Annotated in this window: 16 protein-coding genes; 8 read left to right on the top strand and 8 right to left on the bottom strand. The window is 69.5% G+C overall.

Annotated elements, in window-relative coordinates:
* Positions 1-19: 19 nt before the first annotated feature.
* A complete protein-coding gene (locus tag BJEO58_RS03115) occupies positions 20-1,462 on the bottom strand; it encodes a glyceraldehyde-3-phosphate dehydrogenase (protein WP_246076007.1) in 1,443 nt (480 codons plus the stop codon).
* A gap of 61 nt (positions 1,463-1,523) precedes the next feature.
* Positions 1,524-2,609, bottom strand: coding sequence for a YhjD/YihY/BrkB family envelope integrity protein (locus BJEO58_RS03110; RefSeq protein ID WP_180951803.1), 1,086 nt, complete (start codon positions 2,607-2,609; stop codon positions 1,524-1,526).
* A 94-nt stretch (positions 2,610-2,703) separates the two neighbouring features.
* Here BJEO58_RS03110 and BJEO58_RS03105 point away from each other — a divergent pair, with 94 nt between their 5' ends.
* Entirely contained in the window at positions 2,704-3,426 is a 723-nt protein-coding gene (locus tag BJEO58_RS03105) for a DedA family protein (protein WP_246076006.1), read from the top strand.
* A gap of 61 nt (positions 3,427-3,487) precedes the next feature.
* On the opposite strand, the gene BJEO58_RS03100 is transcribed toward BJEO58_RS03105, so the two are convergent.
* On the bottom strand, positions 3,488-4,531 hold the full coding sequence (locus BJEO58_RS03100) for a glutathione S-transferase family protein (RefSeq protein ID WP_101587802.1): 1,044 nt from the start codon (positions 4,529-4,531) through the stop codon (positions 3,488-3,490).
* 57 nt (positions 4,532-4,588) lie between these two features.
* Positions 4,589-6,409 (bottom strand): AMP-dependent synthetase/ligase, encoded by a 1,821-nt coding sequence (locus BJEO58_RS03095; RefSeq protein ID WP_101587800.1) that lies wholly within the window; start codon positions 6,407-6,409, stop codon positions 4,589-4,591.
* A gap of 179 nt (positions 6,410-6,588) precedes the next feature.
* Here BJEO58_RS03095 and leuS point away from each other — a divergent pair, with 179 nt between their 5' ends.
* A complete protein-coding gene (gene leuS, locus BJEO58_RS03090; RefSeq protein ID WP_101587639.1) occupies positions 6,589-9,477 on the top strand; it encodes a leucine--tRNA ligase in 2,889 nt (962 codons plus the stop codon).
* Between the two features lie 35 nt (positions 9,478-9,512).
* Entirely contained in the window at positions 9,513-10,334 is an 822-nt protein-coding gene (gene nadE, locus BJEO58_RS03085; protein WP_101587637.1) for an NAD(+) synthase, read from the top strand.
* Positions 10,335-10,367: 33 nt separating this feature from the next.
* Here the strand turns inward: nadE and BJEO58_RS03080 are convergent, their stop codons facing one another.
* Positions 10,368-11,057: a hypothetical protein gene (locus tag BJEO58_RS03080; RefSeq protein ID WP_101587635.1), complete on the bottom strand. Its 690-nt coding sequence runs from the start codon at positions 11,055-11,057 to the stop codon at positions 10,368-10,370.
* 91 nt (positions 11,058-11,148) lie between these two features.
* Here BJEO58_RS03080 and BJEO58_RS03075 point away from each other — a divergent pair, with 91 nt between their 5' ends.
* The 5 genes from BJEO58_RS03075 (at position 11,149) to holA (ending at position 17,774) form a co-directional block, all read left to right on the top strand.
* Complete coding sequence (locus BJEO58_RS03075; protein WP_101587634.1) at positions 11,149-12,459, top strand: UDP-glucose dehydrogenase family protein; 1,311 nt, start codon at positions 11,149-11,151, stop codon at positions 12,457-12,459.
* Positions 12,456-13,400, top strand: a complete 945-nt coding sequence (locus tag BJEO58_RS03070) for a DegV family protein (RefSeq protein WP_180951802.1) — start codon at positions 12,456-12,458, stop codon at positions 13,398-13,400. The genes BJEO58_RS03075 and BJEO58_RS03070 overlap by 4 nt, the downstream gene beginning before the upstream one ends.
* Before the next feature lie 131 nt (positions 13,401-13,531).
* Complete coding sequence (locus tag BJEO58_RS03065) at positions 13,532-14,416, top strand: helix-hairpin-helix domain-containing protein (protein ID WP_219617054.1); 885 nt, start codon at positions 13,532-13,534, stop codon at positions 14,414-14,416.
* Positions 14,394-16,775, top strand: a complete 2,382-nt coding sequence (locus BJEO58_RS03060; RefSeq protein WP_101587631.1) for a ComEC/Rec2 family competence protein — start codon at positions 14,394-14,396, stop codon at positions 16,773-16,775. The genes BJEO58_RS03065 and BJEO58_RS03060 overlap by 23 nt, the downstream gene beginning before the upstream one ends.
* 9 nt (positions 16,776-16,784) lie before the next feature.
* Positions 16,785-17,774 carry a DNA polymerase III subunit delta gene (holA, locus tag BJEO58_RS03055; RefSeq protein ID WP_101587629.1) on the top strand — a complete coding sequence of 330 codons (990 nt, stop codon included), beginning with the start codon at positions 16,785-16,787 and terminating at the stop codon, positions 17,772-17,774.
* 122 nt (positions 17,775-17,896) lie between these two features.
* Here the strand turns inward: holA and rpsT are convergent, their stop codons facing one another.
* From rpsT to BJEO58_RS03040, 3 genes are all read right to left on the bottom strand, one after another.
* Positions 17,897-18,157 carry a 30S ribosomal protein S20 gene (gene rpsT, locus BJEO58_RS03050; protein WP_101587628.1) on the bottom strand — a complete coding sequence of 87 codons (261 nt, stop codon included), beginning with the start codon at positions 18,155-18,157 and terminating at the stop codon, positions 17,897-17,899.
* Between the two features lie 211 nt (positions 18,158-18,368).
* Positions 18,369-19,028: a hypothetical protein gene (locus BJEO58_RS03045; protein WP_373270399.1), complete on the bottom strand. Its 660-nt coding sequence runs from the start codon at positions 19,026-19,028 to the stop codon at positions 18,369-18,371.
* Between the two features lie 67 nt (positions 19,029-19,095).
* Positions 19,096-19,920 carry an endonuclease/exonuclease/phosphatase family protein gene (locus BJEO58_RS03040; RefSeq protein WP_101587624.1) on the bottom strand — a complete coding sequence of 275 codons (825 nt, stop codon included), beginning with the start codon at positions 19,918-19,920 and terminating at the stop codon, positions 19,096-19,098.
* Positions 19,921-19,954 lie beyond the last annotated feature (34 nt).

Genomic DNA, 19,954 nt, shown 5'->3' with positions numbered 1-19,954 from the left:
CCCTCAGACGTTCAGATGCTCACGCGGACATGACGGGCAGCGACGGCATATCGAGCCCCGCCATCTGTGCGACGCAGCGGATGACCTGGCAGGAATAGCCGAACTCGTTGTCGTACCAGACGTAGACGACGGCGCGCTTCCCGTCGACGATCGTGGCGAGGCCGTCGACGATGCCTGCGCGCTTGGACCCGACGAAGTCCGTGGAGACGACCTCGGGGGAGTGGATGTAGTCGATCTGGTTGCGCAGAGAGGAGTTGAGCGATGTCTCCCGCAGGAACGCGTTGAGCTCGTCGACCGTCGTCTCGCGCTCGAGGTTGAGGTTGAGCACCGCCATCGACACATTCGGGGTGGGCACGCGGATCGCGTTGCCGGACAGCTTGCCCGCGAACTCCGGCAGCGCCTTCGAGACCGCCTTCGCCGCTCCCGTCTCCGTGAGCACCATGTTGAGGCCTGCAGCGCGGCCGCGACGCGAGCCCTTGTGGTAGTTGTCGATGAGGTTCTGGTCGTTCGTGAACGAGTGCACCGTCTCGACGTGGCCGTTCTGCACTCCGAACTCGTCGCCGATCACCTTGAGGACCGGAGTGATCGCGTTGGTCGTGCAGGAAGCTGCCGACACCACGGTGTCCTCGGGCAGGATCGCGTCCGAGTTCACGCCGTAGACGATGTTCTTCACGGAGCCCTTGCCGGGCGCCGTGAGGATGACCTTCGACGCGCCGGGGCAGGCGAGGTGCCTGCTCAGACCCTCGTCATCGCGCCAGATGCCGGTGTTGTCCACGACGATCGCGTCGTCGATGCCGTGCGCGGTGTAGTCCACCTGCGACGGATCGTTCGAGTAGATGACCTTGATGAGCGTCCCGTTCGCGAGGATCGTCTCGTTCTCCTCATCGACGACGATGTTGCCGTCGAACGTCCCGTGGACGGAGTCGCGGCGCAGCAGGGAGGCGCGCTTGACGATGTCGCCCTCGCCGCCCCGGCGCACGACGATCGCGCGAAGGCGCAGACCCGTGCCTCCGGCACGGTCGATGAGGATGCGGGCGAGCAGACGGCCGATCCGTCCGAAGCCGTAGAGGACCACGTCGCGGGGAGCATCGGAATCGCCCGCGGACTGTCCGAGCGCGGGTGCCAGCTGGTCCGCAAGCAGCACGGCGAGGTCGCCGCCGGTGCTGCGCTGGGCGGCCGCGAGCCGTCCGAGGTCGACCGTGCTGGGTCCCAGCTCCATCTCGCTCAGCTGCCGGGCGATCGCGAGGGTCTCTGCGAGGTCGAGCTCTGCGCCGTCGAAGTGGCGCGCATAGCGGTGGGCCTTGATGATCCCGGTGACGGACTTGTTGAGGAGACTGCGTCCGTACACCGTGAGCAGCACGTCGTTCTCGCGGTACAGGCGTCCGACGAGGGGCGTCAGCCCCTCTGCAGCGCTCTGCTTGGTCGCCCACGTCTGGGCGGCGGCCTGGATCTGGTCGGTCAAGAGACGAAACCTTTCACTCCACGGTGGTGTCCGGGTCATTGTACGCAGGTGGGGCAACCCGTCAGCGACGGCGGGAGGCGTCGTCTCCCCGGGACTGGTAGCGGTTGAAGCCGACGAGCGTCAGGCCGATGAGCGCGGAGGCCGTGAGGAGGGCTCCGATAGTCTCCGTCGGACGGTCCTCCGCGGAGACGACGCGCGCATCGGCCATCGGTGCGGGAGCGCTCGCGACGGTGTGGAACATCGAGTCGTCATCGGCAGTGCCCATCCACGCGGCCACCATGAGGATGATGCGAGCGACGATGTTCAGCGAGAGCATGATCGCGATGACCGGCCCGAACAGTGCTGCGGACGGCGACCCGGAGAACATGTCGATGAGGATCGTGGCGAACTGGACGACGAGCGCCAGCACGATGGCTCCGACGAAGGACCCCATCCGCTTCGTGCGGGGCGGGATCGGAGCGGAGGGCAGCAGGGTGAACACGAGGAACAGCAGCAGCCAGAACGTCGTGGCCATCACGACGAGCGGCACCAGCTGGAAGACCGGATCCATGAAGCCCGGGAGCTCGAGCCATGCCACGATCACGCTGCGCAGGCTCGTCGAGACGATCGAGAGGCTGACCGCGAGTCCCGCACCCACGAGGACGACGAGCAGCGTGACGGTGTTGTTGACGATGCGCGGGACGAATCCGTCCTGATCCTTCTGTACGCCGTCGTTCGACAGCTGGGACCGCACCGCGTCCTTGAGGTTCCCGATGAAGCCCTGTGCGGTGTACAGCGCGGAGACGATCGCGACGAGGCCGACCCCGCGCCAGCCGCTGAGGAACTGCTGGATCATATCGACGACTTCGGCGCTGCCACCCATCTCGGAGATCTGCTCGGTCGCGGCCGTCATGAGGTCCGGTCTCACGATCTCCAGGAAGAATCCCAGCGCGGAGAACGCGAACATGAGGATCGGGACGAGCGCGAGCACGAGGAAGTACGTGATCGCGGCGGCGAACTGATTTCCCAGTCTCTGCCCGTACCTCGTGAGGGTGTCGCGCAGGTGGGCGACGGCGGGTCGCCGCATCAGCCGCTGCGCGGTGCTGCGGCCCGCGGCACGCTTGGACGTCGTGAGGATGCGGTCGGCTGCGTTCGGGGTGGCAGTCATGTGTTTCATACTACGTGCGCGCCCGCTTCACGTGCAGGAACACCTGCCCCTCACCCTCACGAGACGCGCAGGCGGCGGTCGTATGCTTGCGCGCATGCCCGTGTCCCTCATCGCTCAGGTCCGCACTCCGGCGTCCTCCGTGGAGGCAGCCGCCCCGTCGCCCTCTCTCACTGACCGCTTCACGGAGTGGGTCGTGACGGTCATGGAGACCGTGGGCGCACCGGGTGTGGGGCTCCTCGTCGCCCTCGAGAACCTCTTCCCGCCGATCCCCAGCGAACTGATCCTCCCGCTGGCCGGGTTCACCGCCAGCCTGGGGGAGATGAGCCTCGTCTCCGCGATCGCCTGGGCGACGATCGGATCGGTGGTCGGTGCGCTCGCGCTCTACTGGGTGGGCCGTGCCTTCGGGCACGAGCGCATCTCACGCTGGGCGGGGATGCTGCCCCTCGTCGATCCCGACGATGTCGACCGTGCCGTGGAATGGTTCGGGCGCCACGGCCGCAGGGCCGTGTTCGTCGGTCGCATGATCCCGATCTTCCGGTCTCTGATCTCCATTCCTGCGGGCATCGAGCGCATGAGCCAGAGCTGGTTCCTGCTGCTGACGATGGCCGGCTCCCTCATCTGGAACACGGTGTTCGTGCTGCTGGGATTCTGGGTCGGCGAGAACTACACGGTGATCGAGGAGTATGCAGGCTGGTTCCAGCGCGTCGTCATCGTCCTGGTCATCGCGGTCGTCACGTGGTGGATCATCCGGCGAGTGCGCCGGAACCGGGCCCGCCGGCCCGGTGACGGTCCGGGCACACCGGCGACGGGCGCCTGAGCCGACTGACCGAGGCGCAGACTGCCCCAGACTGACTGAGGTCCCAGACTGACTGACGGACTCAGCCGGCCCAGGCGTCTGCGCTGTGCGCGTGGGGGACGACCTCGTCGGCAGGCGGCGGGCCCGGAGGGGTGCCCTCACCGAAGGGCTCGTCGTCCGCCAGCGCCTCCCGGCCGTGGTCCTCCAGCCATCCGGACAGGTCCGGGCCGGTCGGGACGACCCCCGTGGGATTGATGTCCTCGTGGACGATGTAGTAATGCTCCTTGATCTGCTGGAAGTCGACGGTGTCGCCGAACCCGGGGGTCTGGAACAGATCGCGGGCGTAGCCCCAGAGTGCGGGGAAGTCTGCGAGGCGCTGACGATTGCACTTGAAGTGCGAGTAGTAGACCGCGTCGAACCGGACGAGCGTCGTGAACAGTCGTACGTCCGCCTCTGTGATCCGGTCTCCCATGAGATAGCGGCGGGTCGTGAGGCGCTCCTCGATCGTGTCGAGTGCGGTGAAGAGGCGGTCGAACGCCTTCTCGTACGCAGCCTGTCCGCCTGCGAAGCCGCACCGGTACACGCCGTTGTTGATCTCCGTGTAGATCAGGCGCATGACGGGGTCCATCTGGTCGCGCAGCGACTCCGGGTACAGGACCGGGGCGCCTGCGCGGTGGAAGCGCGTCCACTGCGAGGAGAAGTCGAGGGTGATCTGCGGGAAGTCGTTCGTGACGACGGCTCCGGTGGGGACGTCCACCACGGCGGGCACGGTGATGCCGCGGGGATAGTCGGGGAAGCGTGCGAAGAACGCCTGCTGGAGGCGTTCGATCCCCAGCACGGGGTCGACTCCGCCGGGATCCAGGTCGAACGTCCACGAGCGTGCGTCGTGCGTGGGACCCGGCATGCCGAGTGAGATGGCGTCCTCGAGCCCCAGCAGACGCCGGACGATCATCGTGCGGTTCGCCCAGGGACAGGCCCGTGCTGCGACGAGCCGGTAGCGACCGGCCTCGACGGGCCAGTGGGCCTGCGGGTCATCGAGGATGCGGTCCTCGATGTACTGGGTGTCGCGGTTGAACTCCGCGCCCTGCTTCACGTAGTTGCCGCGGGTCGAATGGTCGTCAGCCATGATGCGCTCCTGATCCTGCTCGTGCTTCTGCTCGCTCACCGGCCCTGCTCCCGTGCGTCAGTCGCCGTAGATGTCGTCCAGCACCTCGGAGAAGTCGTCGAAGACGACATGGCGCTTCACCGACTGCTTCGCGGAGAGGTACCCGTTCTCCTCGCTCAGTGTCGCCGGGACGATCCTGAACTCACGGATCGACTCTGCGCGGGAGACCTTCTGATTGACGCGGTCCACGGCCTTCGACACGGCCTTCTGGACCGTCGGATGGGTCGCGGCGTCCTCGATGCTCAGTTCGCCGTGCGCCCCGTGGTTCGACAGCCAGCTCGGGAGCATCTCCTCATCGAGGAAGATCAGTGCGGCGATGAAGTTCCGGTTGTCGCCCACGACCATCGGCTGCCCGATGATGGGGTGGCGGCGCAGTTCGTCCTCGAGCGGTGCGGGCGCCACGTTCTTGCCCGACGACGTGACGATGAGCTCCTTCTTCCGGCCGGTGATGCGGAGGAAGCCGTCCGCGTCGATCTCACCGATGTCGCCTGTGCGCAGCCACTCGTCGTAGAAGGTGTCCGCGGTGGCCTCGTCGTTCTTCCAGTAGCCCTGGAAGACGCTCACGCCCTTCGCCAGGACCTCGCCGTCCGGTGCGATCGCGACCGCGCAGCCCGGCAGCGGCTTCCCGACAGAGCCCATGCGCGCATCGTCGGGGATGTTCACCGTGATGGGAGCAGTGGTCTCCGTGAGTCCGTACCCCTCGATGATGTTCACACCGATGCCGCGATAGAAGTGGCCCAGGTGCTCGCCCAGAGGCCCTCCGCCGGAGACCGCGTACTCGAGGCGGCCACCCATGACCGTGCGCAGCTTGCCGTAGACCAGCTTGTCGAACAGCGCGTGCTGGACCTTGAGGCTCAGCGAGGGACCGCCCTCGTCCAGAGCGCGGGAGTATGCGACCGCGGTCTTCTGCGCCGCGTCGAAGATCCTCCCCTTGCCCTCGGCCTCGGCCTTCGTGCGGGCGGAGTTGAACACCTTCTCGAAGACGCGGGGGACACCGAGGATGTAGGTGGGGCGCACCTCGGAGAGCGTGTCCGTGAGGCGTCCCAGGTCGGAGGTGTGGGCGAGCACGCTGCCGACGTTGATGGCGAGCATCTGGACGAAGCGCGCGAAGACGTGGGCCAGCGGCAGGAACAGGAGGCAGACCGAGCCGGGGGCGAAGACGGCGGGCACGTGCTGCTGCGCGGCGGCGACCGTCTGCACGAAGTTCCCGTGCGTGAGCACGCAGCCCTTCGAGCGGCCCGTCGTGCCGGAGGTGTAGATGAGGGTCGCCATCGTGTCGGCCGTGACGGCGGAGCGGCGGGATTCGAGCTCGTCATCGGTGATGTCCGCACCGAGCGCGCGGAGCTCGTCGAGGCCGTCATCCCCGAACACCCAGACGGGCACCGTGCCCGCCGCGATGCCCGCGTCCTGTGCACCGGAGCGCGCGCGATCCGCGTGCTCGCGCGTGTGGACGAGTCCGAACCCCACCCCGGCGTCCTCGATCATCCAGGCGAGCTGATCGCGTGACGAGGAGTCGTAGAAGGGGACCGTCACCCCACCGGCGAACCAGACGGCGTAGTCGCAGAGCGTCCACTCGTACGAGGTCGCGCCGAACAGTGCGACGCTGCCCTCCGGCTCCAGGCCGGCCGCGATGAGGCCCTTGGCGACGGAGGTGACGTCCTCGACGAACTGAGCGCCGCTCACGTCCTCCCACTCGCCGCGCGACGTCTCACGCAGCATGAGCGGGGCGGACGGCTCCGCACGGACCCGTTCGAGCAGGACGTCGGTGATGGAGGAACCGGTGCGGAAGTCGATCCCGTCGCCCGGCGTCTCGGTCTGCGGCATTGTCGTCGAGCCCATGGTGGTGCCTCTCTGCAGCGGGGGTGTGACACGCGGAACCTTCATGATACTGGGACGTAACCTCCGTCACGAAACGCGTGTGGTCTGCCGTCGTACCGGAGCCCGGCCGACAGCCCGGTCGGGCCGACAGGTCTAGGATGGGGTGGTCTCTACGCCTGCCTCCGGAAGGATCCCCGCTGATGACCGCACCATCCGATCAGTCGAGCCCCGTCGACCATCGGTACGACGCCGCTCTTGCGGATCGGATCGAGGAGAAGTGGCAGCGTCGCTGGGAGGAGGAGAAGACCTTCTCCGCCCCCAACCCGGTGGGAGACCTCGCGAGGACCGCGACCTCGGACGGCGCCGTCGAGGCGGGACGAGCCGACCGGGACCACGTCTATCTCATGGACATGTTCCCCTACCCGTCCGGCAGGGGACTGCACGTCGGCCATCCGCTGGGGTACCTCGCCACCGATGTCTACGCCCGGTACCACCGCATGCGCGGCCACAACGTCATGCATGCGCTCGGCTACGACGCCTTCGGCCTGCCGGCGGAGCAGTTCGCCGTCCAGACGGGCCAGCACCCGCGGGTGACGACGGAGGAGAACATCCGGAACATGCGGCGCCAGCTGTCGCGCCTGGGCCTGGGACACGACGTCGACCGCACCTTCGCGACCACGGACCCCGACTTCGTGCGCTGGACGCAGTGGATCTTCCTGCAGATCTTCAACAGCTGGTACGACCCGGAAGCCGCCGACGGCGCAGGTGCCGCACGTCCGATCGAGGCGCTCATCGGGCAGTTCGAGACCGGGCGCGCGACGGGACGTGACCGCGGATGGTCCGAACTCACCGCCGCAGAGCGCGAGGACGTCCTCCAGGAGCACCGCCTGGCGTACATCTCCGATTCGCCGGTGAACTGGTGCCCGGGCCTCGGCACGGTCCTGGCGAACGAGGAAGTCACTCCGGAGGGCCGCTCCGAGCGGGGCAACTTCCCCGTGTTCACCCGGCGCCTGCGCCAGTGGAACATGCGCATCACGGCGTACGCGGATCGGCTGGCCGATGATCTCGACCTCGTCGACTGGCCGGATGCGGTCAAGCAGATGCAGCGCAACTGGATCGGCCGGTCGACCGGCGCACTGCTGCGCTATCAGGCGGGCTCCTCAGTGATCGAGGTGTACACGACGCGGGCCGACACGCTGTTCGGCACGACGTATCTGGTGCTGTCGCCGGAGCACCCCCTGGTCGACGTGCTCACGCGTGATGCGTGGGACGCCGAGGTGCCGGACTCCTGGCGCGGCGATGCCGCGACCCCGCCCGAGGCCGTCGCCGCCTACCGGCGCACGGCCGCCGCGAAGACCTCGGTCGAGCGGCAGGAGGACCGGACCAAGACCGGTGTCTTCACAGGGACCTACGTCGAGAACCCGGCGACCGGCGCGCGCCTCCCCGTGTTCGTCGCCGACTACGTCCTCATGAACTACGGAACGGGCGCCGTCATGGGCGTGCCCGGCGAGGACGCGCGGGACTGGGACTTCGCGAAGGCCTTCGGGCTGCCCTACATCCGCACGGTGCAGCCGCCCGCCGACCACGACGAGGACACGGTCTTCACCGGCGACGGCGCGAAGATCAACTCCGCGAACGACGAGATCGACCTCAACGGCACGACCATCGGCGAGGCGAAGGACAGGACGCTCGCCTGGCTCGAGGGCAAGGGACTCGCTGAGGCATCGACACAGTACCGCCTGCGCGATTGGCTCTTCTCCCGCCAGCGCTACTGGGGCGAGCCGTTCCCGATCGTCTACGACGAGGACGGCGCGCCCCACGCCATCCCGGACGAACTGCTCCCGGTCGACCTGCCCGAGGTGCCCGACTTCTCGCCGCGCACCTTCGCCGCAGACGACGTGGACAGCGATCCGGAGGCACCGCTGAGCCGCAACCGCGACTGGGTCGAGGTGACTCTGGACCTGGGCGACGGGCCGCGCACCTACCGCCGCGACACGAACACCATGCCGAACTGGGCGGGCTCGTCCTGGTACCAGTTCCGCTATGCGGATCCGCACAATGCAGAAGCATTCGCGGCGCCGGAGAACGAATCGTACTGGCTGGGGCCGACCAGCGAGAAGCCGGCCGGCGGTGCGGACCTCTACGTCGGCGGCGTCGAGCATGCCGTGCTCCACCTCCTGTACTCCCGGTTCTGGCACAAGGTCCTCTTCGACCTGGGGCACTCCTCGTCGTTCGAACCGTTCCACCGACTCATCAACCAGGGGTACATCCAGGCCCACGCCTTCACAGACGCCCGTGGCACGTACGTCCCCGCGGAGGAGGTCGAGGAGAAGGTCGGAGACGACGGGACCTCGACCTGGTGGTTCGCCGGGGAGCAGGTCAGCCGCGAGTACGGCAAGATGGGCAAGTCGCTCAAGAACGTCGTGACTCCCGACGAGATGTACGAGCAGTACGGGGCGGACACCTTCCGCGTCTACGAGATGTCGATGGGCCCGCTCGAGGTGTCGCGCGCCTGGGAGACCCGTGCGGTCGTGGGCGCTCACCGCTTCCTCCAGCGCGTCTGGCGGCTCGTGGTCGATGAGGAGTCCGGCGCTCTGCGCGTGACGGACGATCCGGCTGATGCGGAGACCCTGCGGGTCCTGCACCAGACGATCGCCGGTGTGAGGGACGACTTCGAGAACTTCCGCAACAACACGGCCGTCTCCAAGCTCATCGTGCTCACGAATCACCTCACCAAGGCGGCGTCCGCACCATGTGAGGCCGTGGAACCGCTCACCCTCATGCTCGCCCCGCTCGCGCCTCACCTCGCGGAGGAGATCTGGGAGCTGCTGGGCCACGAGGAGACCCTCACCTACGCGGACTTCCCGCAGGCGGATCCGGCACACCTCGTGGCGGAGACCGTCACAGCCGTCGTGCAGGTGAAGGGCAAGGTCCGTGCGCGGCTCGAGGTCGCCCCCGATATCGGCGCGGACGACCTGGAGCGCCTGGCGCTCGAGGCTCCCGGAGCTGTACGGGCACTCAACGGCGCCGGTGTGCGGAAGGTGATCGTCAAGGCGCCCAAGCTCGTCAACATCGTGCCCGACGCCTGAACGGGTCGGTGCGGGGTCGGGTCTAGGCTGGTGGCATGAGCATCCCGACACCCGCCCAGATCCGCTCCGCACTGGGTGTGCGCCCGCAGCTCGACCCGCACACGGAGGTCGAGCGTCGGATCAGCTTCCTCGTGGAGTACGCACGGCGGACCGGATCCCGAGGATTCGTCCTCGGGATCTCCGGCGGCCAGGATTCCAGCCTCGCCGGTCGACTCTGCCAGTTGGCGGCCGAAGACCTCCGGCAGCAGGGGATGAAGGCCCGCTTCTGCGCGCTGCGCCTGCCGTACGGCTCGCAGCAGGACGCCGCCGACGCATCGCTCGCACTCGATTTCATCCGCCCGGATGACGTCGTCGAACTCGACGTGCGGCCTGCGACCGATGCTCTGGTCGGCACTCATGATGCGTCCACCGGGCGTCCGCTGGCGGATTTCCACCGCGGCAACGTGAAGGCGCGCATGCGCATGGTCGCGCAGTACGCAGTGGCAGGTTCGCGCGGGTCGCTGGTGGTGGGGACCGATCACGCGGCCGAGGCGCTGACCGGATTCTTCACGAAGTTCGGCGACGGCGCGGCGGACCTCGTCCCCCTCGCCGGACTGACGAAGCGGCAGGGGGCCGCGATGCTGCGTGCGCTCGGCAGCCCCGACCGTCTCTGGGAGAAGGTCCCCACAGCTGATCTGCTGGACGATGAGCCGGGACAGACGGACGAGAGCTCGCTGGGCGTGACTTACGACGAGATCGACGACTTCCTCGAGGGCCGCGACGTGCCCGCCGCTGTCACACGGACTCTCACGGAGAAGTTCTCCGTGTCCGAGCACAAGCGCCGCACCCCGCCGGGTCCGGACGACGACTGGTGGTGAGCGCCGGTCCCGGACAGTCCGCGATGCTCGCGGTCAGTCCTCGAGGAGCCGGTTCACGAGCACGACCCGGGAGAACTCCGACCGCGCCACCAGGAAGGCGTCCGCGTGCTCCTCTCCGGAGCGCTTGGCGTCGGCGAACGCCTGCCAGCCGCCCTCACGGGTGTCGCCGGGGACCAGGACCCGCTGGCCGTCGAACTGAGCGGTCTCCGTGCGGATCCACTGATCGAGGGCGCGGGCCGCGCGGTAGAGCGACATGAAGGCACGATGGACCTGGGGCTCGTCGAACCTCGTGTGCGAGTTGTCGGCGAGGAAGGTGGTCAGGGGAGCAGTGAGCTCCTCCGGGAAGTCGGTGACCTCCGCTTCGATCCGGAGTCTGCGGACGATGCCGTCGTCCTCCGGGAACCCGGCGACGATGTCCGCAGCGATCCTCGCGTCTGCTCGTGCCAGCTCCTCCTGAGGCGTCTGGCTCAGCTCGACCGGGATGTAGTCGTCGTGCGCTCCGGCGGATTCGGAGGCGAGCGCGTCGATCCGGTCCTGGAGATGGTTCCACGTGCGCGACCACCCGACGACGGCTCCGAGCACGACCAGGACCGCGAGCAGGAGAAGGACCCAGGCGATCGCGTGCAGCGGCGGGATGAGCGCGCAGACGAACAGGACCGCGGCCGCCGAGGACACGACGACGGCGGACGGAGTGTTCACGAGGAAGTCACCGATACGCTTCACTCCCTCAGAGTACCCGCGCGGTCGGTGTCGCCTAAGCTGAGGCGCGTACCGCGCGTCGCGCCGACGCGAGCATGACGAACGAAGGAGCACCATGACGACTGTGTCCGTGGTGGGTGTGGGATACCTCGGAGCCGTCCACGCGGCATCCATGGCCTCGATCGGTCACACGGTGATCGGAGTCGACGTCGATGAGCGGAAGCTCGCCGAGCTGTCGGCCGCCCGTGCGCCGTTCTTCGAGCCCGGGCTGCCGGAGCTGCTGGTCGAGACCCAGGACAGCGCCCGCCTGACCTTCACCTCGGACCCGTCCGCGGTCGCCGCGGCCACCGTCCACTTCGTCTGCGTGGGGACCCCGCAGAGCGCGGACGGCCTGCACGCAGACCTCACGTACGTCCACGCGGCGGTGGAGTCGATCCTTCCGCACATCGGTCCGGGGCACCTCGTGGTCGGCAAGTCGACGGTGCCCGTGGGCACAGCGGCGGAGCTCGCGGGCACGGTGCGCGCCACCGGTGCCGAACTCGCGTGGAACCCCGAGTTCCTCCGCGAGGGCAAGGCGGTGCAGGACACGCTGCGCCCCGACCGGCTCGTGTACGGGGTGCCGGACGGCGACGCCGGCGAGCAGGCGACGGAGCAGCTCGACGAGGTGTATGCGATCGTCCTCGACCGCGGGACTCCCCGCATCGTCGCGGACTACCCGACCGCGGAGCTCGTGAAGACTGCGGCGAACTCGTTCCTGGCGACGAAGATCTCCTTCATCAACGCGATGGCGGAGCTGTGCGAATCCGCGGGCGGCGACGTCACGGTGCTGGCGGATGCGATCGGGATCGACGACCGGATCGGCCGCAAGTTCCTGAACGCGGGACTGGGGTTCGGCGGCGGATGTCTGCCGAAGGACATCCGTGCCTTCATCGCTCGCGCTGACGACCTCGGCGCGGGGGAGGCCGTGAGCTTCCTCAGGGAGATCGACGCCATCAACCTCCGTCGTCGCGAGCGGATGGTCGAGCTGGCGCTCGGCGAATGCGGCGGCGACATCGACGGGGTGCGGGTGACCGTGCTGGGCGCGGCCTTCAAGCCGGACAGCGACGACACCCGCGACTCGCCGGCACTGGCGGTCGCAGCGGCGCTCCACGCACAGGGTGCGGTCGTCACGGTCACGGACCCGGAGGGACTTGAGAACGCACGTCGTCGCGAGCCGCAGCTCACGTACGAAGAGGACCTCACCACAGCGCTGACGGGAGCGGGCCTCGTCCTGCTGCTCACCGAATGGTCGGAGTACCGGCAGCTCGATCCCGTCACGGTGAAGCGGCTCGTGGAGCACCCGCGTCTGCTCGACGGGCGCAATGTGCTCGATCCCGCTGCATGGCGCGGCGCCGGCTGGACGTACCGCGCGCTCGGCCGACCATGACGGCGGCGGACGCGGCTCACCACGGACGGCCTCGGCGTCCCGGTGAGGATGACGGCGCGTCGGGGATCGGCCTGGTCGTCGATTCGACGGTGCTGCTCACGCCCGCCGAGCGCGCGCGGGTCTCGCGCGCGCTCGGCGGGCGGTTCGCCGTGGTTCCGCTGTCCGTGATCGTCGACGAGGTCGAGCACATCGACGGGGAGCTCGCGCCGTCCGCGCTCTGTGACGCGATGGTCGGCGGCGCACGCGTCAGCACCTCGATGCCCGCAGTCCACGCGTTCACGGACGCCTTCGAGCAGCTGCGCGAGCGCGGGAGCGACCACATCATCGTGCTGACGCTGTCGGCGGCACTGTCAGGGACCCACGGCACCGCGGAGTCCGCCGGACACGGGCTCGATGTGCCCCTCACCGTCATCGACACCCGGACGACGTCCGCCGCGGCCGGGGGAGCCGCCCTCGTCATCGCCGACGGCGTGGCGGAGGGCCGAGGCCCCGCAGCGCTGCGATCCGCAGCAGAGGACTACCTCCGGGATGAGACCTTCGTGGTCTTCTGCCCGGCGACCCTGGAGCACCTCGAACGCGGCGGTCGGATCGGCCGAGCCGCGTCCCTGCTGGGCCGTGCCCTCTCGATCGTGCCCGTCCTCGGCCTGCGCGATGGGCTCGTCGACGCCACCGCACGGGTCCGGACAGTGCGCAAAGCGCACGCGCGGATGATCGCGGATGCACTGGCCGCCGCTCGCGCGATGGGCTCCGTCGATGTGACGGTGCTCGTCTCGGAGGGGTCGCTCGACGATGCGGGTGATGCCGCGCGGGGGGTGCACGCGCAGATGGAGGCGGCGGCGCGCGCGGAAGGCTGGGGAATCAGCGCGGACGTGCTGTCCCCAGTGCTGACCGCGCACGTGGGCCCCGGCGCCGTGGGCATCGTCGTCCGAGGTCGCAGCTGAGTCACTCGCGGTCACAGGACGGTGGAGCGGCGCGGTTCCCACGCGTCGGTCATGCCGGGGATGTGCCGGTGTCCGTCCACCGGTGAGTGTGCGGGATGCGCGGCCGCAGGCGCGGAGGCGACAGTGGGCGCATGAGCCCATCACCCGCAGAGAGGTTCTCGTCGCTGCTGGCCCGCAGCGGCGAACGAGGATGGTCACCCGCAGACGACCTCGGCGACGGATCAGGGGATGTCGCCGGCGAACCCGGCGATGATGCGGCGGATCTCGACGACGGAACCGAGGAGGACGGCCACGCGGGGCCGGGAGCCCGGCCCGGACTGTCCCGGACGGTCCTGCTGTGCCTGCTGGGAGCTGCTCTGACGGGTGTGCTCGTCTTCGTCCTGGCCCCGTCGCTGCTGCGGGGCGAGAGCCCCCTCGCCGCCCAGAAGCATGCAGACACCTGGGAGGCCGCTCAGGCGGATGCGGAGGCCGCCGGGGACGGTGGTGGGAGCGCGGACGGGGGTGAGCGCACGACGGGTGGGGCGGCAGCCACCCCTGCTGCGCCGGTCGTCGTCCACGTCGTCGGTGCCGTGGTCACCCCCGGTGTCGTCGAACTGTCGCCGGGTGCGCGGGTGTCGGACGCACTCGCAGCCGTCGGCGGGGCCTCCGGGAGCGCCGACGTGGACGCGCTCAACCTCGCGCGCGTGCTCGTCGACGGTGAGCAGATCAGGGTGCCCGAGCCGGGGGACGAGACTGCCCTGGGCAGCGGTGGCGGCACGGAAGCGGGCAGCGCGCAGTCCGGTCCGGATCCTGCTGGTGCCGGATCGGGAGGGACGGGCGACGCACTCGTCGACCTCAACAGCGCAGACCTCGCGGCCCTCGAGACGCTGCCGGGTGTGGGGCCCGTGACAGCGCAGTCGATCCTCGACCACAGAGACGCGATCGGTCGCTTCACCACTGTGGACGAACTGCTCGACGTCAGCGGGATCGGAGACGCCACGCTCAGCAGGATCCGTGACAGCGTCACGGTCGGGTGAGGACCGCAGGACCGCGCTGTCCGCAGGCCCCGGCATGAGTGCGGCCCTGCGCGCGTGCGGCTCGCGGTGCGGCAGGATCCTCACAGCGAGGATCGGGACAGCGCGTGCCATCACGGCCGCCGCCGGTGCATGGGCGTCGATCACGTGGGCCGGGCGCCCCGCGATGGTCCTGGGTCTGTGCTGCGCCGTGCTGGGCGCAGTGCTCATCCTGGCGGGCCGACCGGCTGCGTGTGCCGGTCCCGCGAGGACGAGGAGGGCGGTGCGGCCGGCCGGGGCGGTCCTCGGCGGGGTCTTCGCAGCGCTCGGACTGTCCGGGCTCGTCGCGGGTGCGCACGCGCTCGCACTCGACGGGGCTCCGCAGCCTGGGGCCGCGATCGTTCGCGTCGTGACGGATCCTCAGGAGACCGAGTCTGGCCGCTTCCGGAGTGTCGTGACCGGTGAGGCCGGCAGGGTGACGGTCGTCGCCGAGGAGCCGCCCCCGCCTGCAGGGTCGCTGGTGCGCATGCAGCTGGAGTGGTGGGATGACGACCTCACGGGACTCGTGGGTGCCGAGGTGGTCGAGGAGCCCGGCGCGCGGTGGCGGATCCGTGCCGATCTGCGCGCGGGGCTGGCGAAGGTCTCCGGTGTCGGCACGCACGCGGGCGCAGATCTGCTGCCCGGCCTCGTGGTGGGCGACGTCGCCCACATCCGCACCGCGCTCGCAGATGCGATGCGCACGGTCTCCCTGACACACCTCACAGCGGTGTCCGGATCGAACATCCTCATCGTCGCGGGGGTCGTCGTGGCCCTGTGTGCCCGCCTGCGCAGTCCCTGGTGGACCCGCATCCTGCCGGCGGCGGCCGTGACGGCGGGCTACGTCTTCGTCGTCGGACCGGAGCCCAGCGTCATGCGGGCGACAGCGATGGCGGCTCTCGTGGCGGTCGGCATCCTGCGGCCCGCGGGCACACCCACGCTCGCGGTGCTCGCGACGGCCGTGACCGTGCTGCTCATCGGGCGTCCGCACCTGGCGTCGGAGATCGGGTTCGGACTGTCCGTGTGCGCGACGGCGGCTCTCGTCGTGCTCTCGCCGCCGCTCACCCGTGCACTCACCGACAGAGGGGTGCCTCGCCTCATCGCGGTCGCGCTCGCGGTGCCCGCGGCGGCGCAGGTCGGGTGCACCCCGCTGCTCGTCGTCCTCGACCCGACCGTCAGCCCCTGGGCGGTGCTCGCGAACGTCGCGGCCGCGCCGGCGGTCGCACCGGCGACCGTGCTGGGACTCGCCGGTCTCGCGCTCGAGGGAGCGGCGGGTGCGCTCCCTGAGACGCTCGGGACGCCGGCCCACCTGCTCGCACGCACGGCAGGTGCAGTCGGCGCGGCCTCGGCGTGGTGGATCACGGTCGTCGCCCATGGGTGCGCGGCGCTCCCCGGTGCCGCACTCGGCTGGACCGCGGGGCTCGGGGGAGTCGTCGTGGCTGCGGGGATGGTCGCAGGTCTGGCGTGCGCACTCCTGGGCCGGCGCAGCGTCCGCGCTGGCGGTGCGCTCGTGACGATCGTCTGCCTCCTGGCCGGTCTGGCGGTGCCGGTCGTGACCGCGACGGGTCGGGGCGCCTGGTCGGTCGTCGTGTGCGACGTCGGGCAGGGGAGCGCAGCACTCATCCGGAGTCGGGATGCGCCGCGGGACCACGCGCTGCTCGTGGACACCGGAGACGATCCCGCCCTGCTCGCCGCGTGCATGGAGGGTGCGGGCATCACTCGTCTCACGATCGCTCTGTCGCACTTCGACGCCGATCACGTCGCAGCGCTGCCCGCAGCGGTGGAAGCGGTGGACGAAGCCGTCGTCGTCCACCCCCTGGCCCTGGCCGACTCCCCGGACGCGACGAGGACCCGCGCTCTCGCGACGGTGGCTGCACCGGCGGTCGCAGGTGAGGAGCTGCCGGCTGACCTCCTGCCGGACGGGGTCACGGCGCGAGTCCTCTGGCCGCCCGTCGACGGGGGAGGCGTCCGTGACGGCAACGCGGCCTCGCTGGTCCTCCTCGTGCAGGTGGACGGCCTGAGCATCCTCCTGCCCGGTGATGTGGGTGCCGACCAGCAGCTGCGCATGGTCCCACAGATGGCGGTCTACGCGCCGGTCGACGTGCTCGTGGCCCCGCACCACGGCAGCGCGGACACGTCCGCCGCGTTCTTCCGGGCCGCACGTGCCCGTGTGGGGGTGGTCTCCGTCGGAGCCGGGAACACCTACGGTCACCCCGCACGGAAGGCCCTCGAAGCCTTCGGGTCCGTACCGGTGCTGCGCACCGACCAGTGCGGGAGCATCGCACTGACAGCGGAACTCGGGCTGCTGGGCGGCGCGATGGACTGCGGTGTCCCCGGCGGACGATAGTCTGGATCCGTGGCAGCGAAGAAGACGACAGTGGCGTGGCACCGGGCGGCTCCGGCACCCCTGGTGCTCCTGTCCGGCGGCGAGGACGTGCTCCTGCGCAACGCCCGGACCCGGATCGTGCAGGCGGTGAAGAAGAAGCACACGGATGTCGATCCGGTGAATCTCGACGCATCGTCCTATGAGGCCGGCTCCCTCTCCGCCTCCGCGGCTCCGTCGCTGTTCTCCGCCCACGGGCTCATCATCGTGAGTGATCTCGCGACGATGAACGACGATTTCCTGAAAGACGCTCTCGCCTACGCGGAGGATCCGAATCCCGACATGGTCGTGGTCCTCGAGCATCGGGGCGGGCAGCGCGGTGCGCGACTCCTCAAGGCCCTCGCAGCCGCGGGTGCGCCCACCGTCGACGTCGGAGTGCTCAAGAGCGAGGCCGATCGCGCGAAGTACGCACAGGACGCGTTCTCCCGGGCGAAGCGCACCCTCACGTCGGATGGCCTCGCCGCACTGATGAACGCGCTGGGTGCGAACCTGTCCGAGCTCGACGCGGGCGTGCGGCAGCTGCTGGCGGACACGGAGGGCACGGTCGGTGCGGAAGTCGTCGACGCGTACTACGGCGGCAGGATCGAGGCGACGGGCTTCAAGGTCGCAGACGCAGCCTGCACCGGCCGGACCGGGGAGGCGCTCTCACTGCTGCGCCACGCTCTGGCGACCGGGGCGGATCCCGTCCCGATCGTCGCCGCGGTCGCTCTCAAGCTGAGGAACCTGGCGAAGGTGGAGGGGCTGTCGGGATCACCGGGATCGCTCGCCGCAGAGCTGGGGATGGCGCCGTGGCAGGTCGACCGTGCACGGCGGGAATCGCGGGCATGGAATCCGGTGTCTCTGGGGCGCGCGATCCTCGCGGCTGCCGACGCCGATGCCGCGGTGAAGGGCGGAGGACGCGATCCGGTGTACGCCGTCGAATACCTCGTCGCCTACGTGTGCCGCCAATCGCGCGCACGGTGATCGTCGCACCGTGAGGACTGATCGTCGCACCCCCGTGCACGCCGCATCGAACACAGCACAAGGGCCGTCCCCCCGAAGGAGGACGGCCCTTGTCCGCGTGGAACGCGCTCAGAGGATCATGCTCAGAGAGCGTTGACCTTCTTCGCGAGATTCGACTTGCGGTTGGCTGCATTGTTCTTGTGCAGAACACCCTTCGACACGGCCTTGTCCAGAGTGCGCGAGGCATTCTGGAGAGCGGCCTGTGCGGAGGCGCTGTCGCCGGTCGCGAGCTGCTCGCGCACGGCGCGGACTGCGGTCTTCACTTCGCTGCGGACTTCGCGGTTGCGGAGTCGCGCCTTCTCGTTCGTGAGGTTCCGCTTGATCTGCGACTTGATGTTTGCCAACGTCAACACTCTTTCGTGTCAGTGATCATGGTCGTGAGGGCTCTCATCCGATCTGTGCCGGTCCGGCGGGGAAACACCAGCCGACGATCTTCCGAGGTGACGTCCGCCCGACCTGCGGGTGAGACACACCCAGACGGACGTACAGCAGATGATCGTACAGGATGCGCAGCGCTTCGAGCGAACCGCGGACGCCCCGCTCAGTCGGTTCCGCTCACACGGCGCGGACGGAATCGACGACGGTGGAGAATCGTTCCATCCGCATGATCGCGCCCTCGCGGCGGACGGCGGACGGCTCGATCCGGATGATCCGATCCAGGCGCACCTCCGAGGGCCTGCTCTGCGAATCCCAGTCGCCCGTGCCGATATTGATGTACGGGGTGCCGTGCTCGTCTGTACGGGTCTCGCCCACACCGCCGGGGACATTGTCCCTGCTCGTCAGCATGAGACCCAGCAGCCACCTGCCGTCGCGCCCGATGAGGAGGATCGGACGGTCCTTGCCCCGCGAGTGGTCCTCTTCGTAGGGGACCCACCCCCACACGACCTCGCCGGGGTCGGGGCTGCCGTCCAGGTCCGGCGCGTAGATGGGCTTGATCGGACCGCGGAAGTCACCCGGGTAGCCGCCGTCCGGGCGCTTCGGGAAGCGCTGAGCCGGCTTCGGACGAGCGGCGCGGCGCGAGCGGTCGTGTTCAGCGCGCTGGTCCGCTCCGGTCCGGCCTGCGCGGGCGCCTCCGGCAGTGCGGTGCTCTGCGCCGTCGCGGGGGCGTCCCCCGCGACGGCGGGAGCGGTCGGAGTCGGTCGAGGATCCGTCTCCGTTCCGCAGCAGGGAGTCGACGGCGCGCAGGGCGGACGAGTCCTTCCCTGACCTGCGCATGTAGCCGATTCCCTGCCGAACTCCGACACGTACGGCACGCTGAGCGAGGCTCTTCCAGTTCATGCCGTCAGCCTACTCGTCCGCCTTCCCATCTCAGGAGTGCCTGGACGGGGAAGTGATCGCTGGGGAAGCGTCCCCCGCGTGCGAAGGTGTTGGTCCCCACCGCAGTCGGTGTGAGTCCCGCAGAGTGCAGGATCCAGTCGATCCGCCGCCCGCTCCGCGTGACGCCGCGGTAGACGTGGAACGTGTCGACGTCTCCATCGCGCACGGATCCTTCGGGGGCACTCAGTGCGGCGTCTGCGATCGTTCCGTCCTGAGTGAGCATGCGGTGCAGGTCGTGGTCCTGGTCCGCGTTGAAGTCGCCGGTGACGACCACGTCCCGGCCCTCCTCGAGCGCCTGGTGAGCTTCGCCGAGCAGCATGCGCGCCGCATGCGGGCGTGCACGATTCGAACGATGGTCGACGTGGACGTTGAGCAGGCGGAAGCGGCGGCCGCCCACCCTGTCGCGGAAGTCGACGCGGGTGATCGTGCGGGGGTGGGACGACCCCCACGAGCGGGAGCCCGGGACATCGGGGGTCAGCGAGATCCAGCGGACGTCGACCGCTTCGGCGTCGAGTCGTCGGGTGTCGAAGACGACCGCGGTGAACTCCCCGTCGTTCCCGCCGGCGCGCCCTTCGCCGGTCCATGCGTAGTGGGCGGGGAGACGGTCTGCGAGTCCCTCGAGCTGGCCGAGGACCCCCTCCTGTGTCCCGATGACGTGCGGAGCCTCGTCGGACAGGAGTTCGGCCCACAGGGGGAGGCGCTCACTCCACGGGTGTCCGTCGCGGGCCGGGTACCGGAGGTTCGCCGTCATGACGGACAGGAGGCGACCGGACGGGGGCAGGAAGCTCATGCGTGCAGGGTAGCCGGACGGGCGCGAGGAGCGC

Origin of the sequence: Brevibacterium jeotgali (assembly GCF_900169175.1) — a bacterium.
Taxonomy (GTDB): domain Bacteria; phylum Actinomycetota; class Actinomycetes; order Actinomycetales; family Brevibacteriaceae; genus Brevibacterium; species Brevibacterium jeotgali.
The sequence above is the reverse complement of the archived record's forward strand: the minus strand, read 5'-3'. Positions and strand labels throughout refer to the sequence as shown.